This is a genomic window from Epilithonimonas arachidiradicis, from assembly GCF_003610695.1.
Taxonomy (GTDB): Bacteria; Bacteroidota; Bacteroidia; order Flavobacteriales; family Weeksellaceae; genus Epilithonimonas; species Epilithonimonas arachidiradicis.
In genome coordinates this window covers 82,522-88,779 of record NZ_RAQH01000013.1, presented here as the reverse complement: position 1 = coordinate 88,779, position 6,258 = coordinate 82,522, and the positions used below count along the sequence as shown (strand labels likewise).

6 protein-coding genes are annotated in these 6,258 nt (G+C 33.8%); 5 read left to right on the top strand and 1 reads right to left on the bottom strand.

The annotated features are described in order from the left end of the window. Positions 1–157 precede the first annotated feature (157 nt). Positions 158–454, bottom strand: a complete 297-nt coding sequence (locus BXY58_RS16795; protein WP_120215029.1) for a hypothetical protein — start codon at positions 452–454, stop codon at positions 158–160. 76 nt (positions 455–530) lie between these two features. Between BXY58_RS16795 and glyA the strand changes: the two genes are divergently transcribed. From glyA to BXY58_RS16770, 5 genes are all read left to right on the top strand, one after another. Beyond that, positions 531–1,799 (top strand): serine hydroxymethyltransferase, encoded by a 1,269-nt coding sequence (gene glyA, locus BXY58_RS16790; protein ID WP_120215028.1) that lies wholly within the window; start codon positions 531–533, stop codon positions 1,797–1,799. A gap of 50 nt (positions 1,800–1,849) precedes the next feature. Continuing rightward, on the top strand, positions 1,850–2,317 hold the full coding sequence (locus BXY58_RS16785) for a regulatory protein RecX (protein WP_170144264.1): 468 nt from the start codon (positions 1,850–1,852) through the stop codon (positions 2,315–2,317). Between the two features lie 113 nt (positions 2,318–2,430). Beyond that, entirely contained in the window at positions 2,431–3,087 is a 657-nt protein-coding gene (locus BXY58_RS16780) for an outer membrane beta-barrel protein (RefSeq protein ID WP_120215026.1), read from the top strand. 133 nt (positions 3,088–3,220) lie between these two features. Continuing rightward, positions 3,221–3,925 carry a polysaccharide biosynthesis/export family protein gene (locus tag BXY58_RS16775; protein WP_229728469.1) on the top strand — a complete coding sequence of 235 codons (705 nt, stop codon included), beginning with the start codon at positions 3,221–3,223 and terminating at the stop codon, positions 3,923–3,925. A 4-nt stretch (positions 3,926–3,929) separates the two neighbouring features. Continuing rightward, a complete protein-coding gene (locus BXY58_RS16770) occupies positions 3,930–6,254 on the top strand; it encodes a GumC family protein (RefSeq protein WP_120215024.1) in 2,325 nt (774 codons plus the stop codon). The last annotated feature ends 4 nt before the right edge of the window (positions 6,255–6,258 follow it).

The following is a 6,258-nucleotide window of genomic DNA, read 5'->3' as shown; positions in this document are numbered from 1 at the left end:
TGCAATTCTTTCAATGCAACTCAACTTAAATGATAAACTATATTTTGATATTCCCATAAATAAAATGCCCCTAAAAAGTGTCTAACTTTTTGGGGGCAGTCCAAAGAAGGGGATTTAATTAATTGTAAGTCTGAGGCTTTTGAAGACTATTAATAATTTAAGCCAAAAACTTCAGCTCTTTATCTTTAAAATTGTTGTTTTCAACCAACTTTTGCATCGCTTTCATTGTTTTTTTACGAATCTTGGCAAGGATGCGGACGTTTTTGTCCTCGCTGTAATCAAAAATATCGTCTTCGAAAGAAAATACATCGCCTTTTTTGAACTTGATATTGTTTTCTTTCATTTCCTTGAGAAGCATCAGATTGGTCATTACTCTCAGGGAAGCACTTTCTGCCGCTTCAAGATGTTTCAGAGATTTTAGGAGTTCCTTTTTATATTTTTTCTTTGATTTCATTTTTGAATATGTTAATCAATGAAAGTTATAAAAAATTATCGAGAATTTCTTACTTTTGGGAAAATAAATCTAAGAAATGCAAGACCCGATTTTCGAATTAATTGAAAAAGAAAGACAAAGACAAACCCACGGTATTGAATTGATTGCATCGGAAAATTTTGTTTCCGAAAACGTGATGAAAGCAATGGGAAGCGTGCTGACCAATAAATATGCAGAAGGTTATCCTGGACGTAGATATTACGGAGGATGTGAAGTTGTTGATGAGGTAGAACAATTGGCAATCGACAGGGCAAAAGAATTGTTCGGAGTAGATTATGTTAACGTTCAGCCGCACTCTGGTTCTCAGGCCAATGCGGCAATCTATCTTTCAGTTCTTAAACCTGGAGATAAAGTAATGGGAATGGATTTGTCTATGGGAGGACATTTGACGCACGGTTCTGCGGTTAATTTCTCAGGAATCCAATATCAGGTTTGTTCTTACGGCGTTCAAAAAGAAACGGGTTTGATAGATTATGACCAAATGAGAGAAGTGGCTCTGAGAGAAAAACCCAAAATGCTGATTGCAGGATTTTCTGCTTATTCCAGAGATTTGGATTATGCTAAGTTCCGTGAAGTGGCGGATGAAATTGGTGCGACGCTTTGGGCTGATATTGCACATCCGGCAGGGTTGGTGGCGAAAGGTTTGTTGAATAATCCATTCGAACATTGCCACGTAGTGACAACGACGACTCATAAAACATTGAGAGGACCAAGAGGTGGAATGATTATGATGGGGAAAGATTTCGAAAATACTTACGGACATAAAACGCCAAAAGGAGAAACGAAAATGATGAGTGCTGTTTTGGATGGCGCTGTTTTCCCGGGAATCCAAGGTGGTCCATTAGAACACGTAATTGGGGCTAAAGCTGTTGCATTTGCAGAAGCCATTGATTCTAAATTTGAAACTTATGCTAAGCAAGTAAAAGCTAATGCTCAGGCTTTGGCAAAATCAATGATCGATTTAGGATTCGAAATCGTGAGTGGTGGAACAGATAATCACTTGATGCTGATTGATCTTAGAAATAAAAATGTAAATGGAAAAGAAACTGAAAAAGCTTTGGTAAAAGCGGACATCACTTGTAACAAAAATATGGTTCCTTTTGATGATAAATCGCCTTTTACAACTTCCGGAATTCGTCTTGGAACTGCAGCGATTACTACAAGAGGTCTTAAAGAAAACGATATGGCAACGATTGCAGGTCTGATTTCTGAAGTCGTAGATGATATCAAAAACGAAGATAGATTAGCTTCTGTTAAAAAGAAAGTTAATGAATTGATGGAAGGAAAAGCATTGTTCAATTATTAACAAATTGATTAAATAAAAATAAAGAGTGGGCAATGGCTCATTCTTTTTTTATAACAATGGAAAAAAAATCGTTTACTTTTGATGAGATCAAATTAAAGCTGGTCAACTACTGCGTTTATCAAGACAGATGTCATTCTGAAGTTGAACAGAAGATGAAAGAGTTTCTCTTGATTCCAGAAGCTAAAGATGATATCCTACTTTATCTCATCAAAGAAAATTACCTTAATGAAGAGCGCTTTACCCGAAGTTATATAAGAGGTAAATTCTATATCAAACATTGGGGAAAGAATAAGATCAAATTGAATCTTAAACAAAAAGGCATTACGGAAAAATTAATTTCCAAATGTATGGATGAGATTGACGAGAATGATTACGAAGAGACGATCGATAAGATTTATAAAGATTATTTTTCCAAACAAAAAGGACTCAAGGATTATCAGAGAAAAAGTAAAACTATTAAATATCTTTTATCCAAAGGCTTTGAATACGACATCATATTAGAAGTTAATAATGAGTGATATAATCAAAGATTAACTTAAATTAATATTGAATTATTTCAACAAAGTGAAATATTTCTTAAAAATAAATAAAAAATTCTTAATTTCGTCCCAAATTTGTTCAAACAAGATTCATGAAAAAATTAGTTATCATATATGCTTTGGTATTATTTGGATTTGCAAATGCACAATCTATAAAATATGGAGTTACAGGGAGTTTCCACAAGGGTTCTATTGCAGGTATTCATGGGGTGTCGAAAGGCGACTTTGGTGGTAATGTTGGTGTTTTTGCAGATTTTTCCTTAGTGCCGAATGATATTTATGATTCTGCATGGCTTTATTTTACACCGCAATTGGAAGTATATACAATAGGTGAAAAAGGAGATTGGAACGAGGATAAAGTGGATTATCAAAAATATAGTAATGTTTATGTTGCTGTGCCGTTGTATATTAAGTACTACTTGAAAAACCATGGTTATAAAGGAGATATTTATTTTATGGCGGGGCCTAAGTTGGAATTTTTGGTTAGTGAAAAAACTGATGAAGGAAATGCGGTTAAAGAAGCTGAAATGTCGGGTTATAACCCTGCAAAATTTGGTCTTGGCCAAAAAATAAACAAATTTAGTTATGGCCTTTCTGTAAAAGTTGGAGCAAAGGTTAGCGATAAGCTGGAAGCTTTTATCAGATTTGATAGAGGTTTTGCAAAAATATATCCTGATTACACTCAGAATACTTCATACAATAGATTCTTAGGAATTGGCGTTAGTTATTATTTAGGAGAAACAAATTAACGATATTACTACTTTTATACTACAAAACTATTAATTATTGTTTTTGTAGATCAGCATAATGAAAAACCTTATATACCTTTTTCTCATGTTTTTTTTGGTAGCATCTTGTAAGCCTAAAAAGAATATGATCTATATGAGCAATCATAACTTTGAAAGAGAAGTTACTGAAGCAAGATACCTTGGATTAAAAATAAAAGAAGGCGATGTTTTGGAAATTCTGGTGTCGGCTTTTGACGAAAATGCAGTTCGCCCATTTAATCTTTCTTCTATTAATTCAACAAATATACCAGACTCTAATTCTGCCATCAAACCAAGTCAATATACAGTTTCTACGGGAGGATATATCAATTTTCCAGTTTTAGGTAAGGTGTTTTGTAAAGGGATGACCAAGCAGCAATTAAATGAAGATTTGCAAGAGAGATTAAAGCCTTTTCTTACAGATCCGATGATAGATATAAGATTGGTTAATCTCAATATATCTGTTTTAGGAGAAGTTAGAAGCCCAGGAGTGAAAACAGCAGCTACGGAACGTATAAATCTTTTCCAAGCAATAGCCCTTGCAGGTGATATGACAGATGCAGGAGACAGAACACGTGTCAAGTTACTAAGATACTCTGATGAAACTAAAAAAGATTCTGTAATAACTTTGGATTTTTCAGAATCAAGTATTGTTAATTCGCCTTATTATTATTTGCAGCAGAACGACATTCTGTATGTTGAGCCTGATACAAACAAACAAATTGCTGCTAACAGCACCAACCCTAATAAAGCTTTGTTTTGGCAGTTAATGACCGTTGCTATTAGTGCAACCGCATTATTAATAAGATTTACACGTTGATCAGATGGAGTTACTAGATTCTAACTTGAGTTCTCATTCCAAAAAAATTAATTTCAAAAAAGAGTTATTTAAATTTTTGAAGTATTGGCCTTGGATAATACTGAGTGTAATTCTGTTTTATATTGCGTCATATTTTTATTTAAAATATACCCAACCACAGTATTCTTCTAAAACCACACTTTTATTTCAACAGGCAAATCCAAGCAAAAATGCTCTTAATGATTTGAGAAGTTTGGGAATGGGGGTTAGTGATGATAGTGAATTGATAGGGGAAGCAGCTGTAATCACATCAAAACCAATCCTTCAAAAAGTTGTTAAAAATCTTAATCTGGATGTTTCTTTTTTTGCTAAAGGAAAAATTAGAGAAATAGAGTTGTATAACTTGGCTCCATACAAAGGATCTATATTATCATCCAAAAAAGACTTCTTAGGAGCTACCTATTATATAGAACCAGTTGATCAGAATTCTTATAGATTATCAGAAGGACCTTTAAAAGGGACAGGTGTTTATAGGTATGGCGAGAATATCGAGCTGCCTTGGGGTGTCATTAAAATTGAAAGGAACTTAGGAGGGTTTAAACCATATAAGAATTTTCTTGTTTTTAATAGTTTGAATAATGTGGTTAAACAATTGGAAAATGGGGTAATAACAAAGTTACCTGGAGGGCTTTTGATGGATCTTAGTTTAACAGGATTTACGCCTAAAAAATCAGAAGATATTCTTAATGAAATCACAAAGCAATACAATGTAGATGGTGTTAATGATAAGAATGCAGAAGCTCAGAATACCCAAAATTTTATCAACGACAGACTAGACTTGATAACAAAGGATCTGGGCGAAGTAGAAAAAGATAAGGAAAATTTTAAAAAAGCTAATCAGCTCACAGATCTGGACATTCAGGCTAATGTAGCTGTTACAAGATTGACGGGTAATGTAGAATCTATTTTTAACGAGTCTGCTCAATTAGAATTGATCAATGCTTTGTATGAGAAAGCTGTTTCGGGTAAAGAACAATTGTTTCCTACAGGACTTGGTCTTAATACAACTACTGAAAATCTTCTGTCACAGTATAATGATTTGCTTCTGACCAAAAAGAGAACCTTAAAGCAGGCGACAGACATCAACCCAACGATCAAAAGCTATGATAAGCAGTTGAATGACTTATTATTCTCGGTTAGAAGTAATTTGCAGGAGACAAGAGCGCAGCTACAAAAAAAGATAGGTCAGACCAATCAGGAGATAGGTCAGGACAAGTCTACAATTAACAAGTATCCTACGCAGGAAAAAGTCTTTCGTAATATTGAACGTCAGCGTAATCTTAAAGAGTCAATATATCTCTATCTTTTGCAAAAAAGAGAAGAGAACGCTATCACTTTGGCTGTTACAACGCCTAAAGCAAAAGTGGTTAATCCTGCATATACAACAGGAATTGTACAACCTAATTACAAGCAGATAAGAATCGCTGCAATTGCTTTTGGGCTACTACTGCCATTACTGATTATTTTTATAATTAAGGTGCTTGATTCTAAGATTAGAACAAAAGAGGATATACAATCTGTTATCCCGGATGTCCCTATAATAGCCGAAATCCCTTATAACAAAGGCGATAGACCAATGATTCAGAACAACGATTTTACAATTTTTGCAGAGTCATTCAGGATCCTAACCTCTAATATTAAATTTATCCTTAGATCAAAACAAATTTTTAAAGGAGGCGTAATACTTATTTCTTCTTCGGTTAAGGGAGAAGGTAAAACTACCATTTCAATTAATACAGCATTGAGTCTTGCTGGCGGAGCAAGAGTTTTGTTAATAGGAGCGGATATCAGAAATCCACAATTACACAAGTATGTTAAATATAATGGTAGAGGGCTAACAGATTTCTTGGTTTCAGAATCTGGTATTATTGATAATTATATAGTCAATTCTCAACTGAATGATAATCTGGATATTTTATTCAGTGGAACCAAGGCGCCTAATCCAAATGATCTGCTTGATATGCAAAAGTTTGATGATTTGATTGCAAATCTTAAAGAAAAATATGATTATATCATTTTAGATTCTGCGCCAGTAATGCTTGTAAGCGACTCTCTTCATTTGGTAGACGTATCAGACTTACTACTTTATACTGTAAAATCTGATTTTACGGAGAATGAAATGCTAATATTTGCTGATCAATTTAGAAAAGATAATGATATCAATAATTTGGTTTTTATTCTTAATAATGTTAAACCCGAATACGCTAGATATGAGTACAAATATGGCTATGGCTATTATAGTGATGTAAAAGAGAGGGGATATTTTAGTAGATTTTTTAAGAGAAACTAGTATA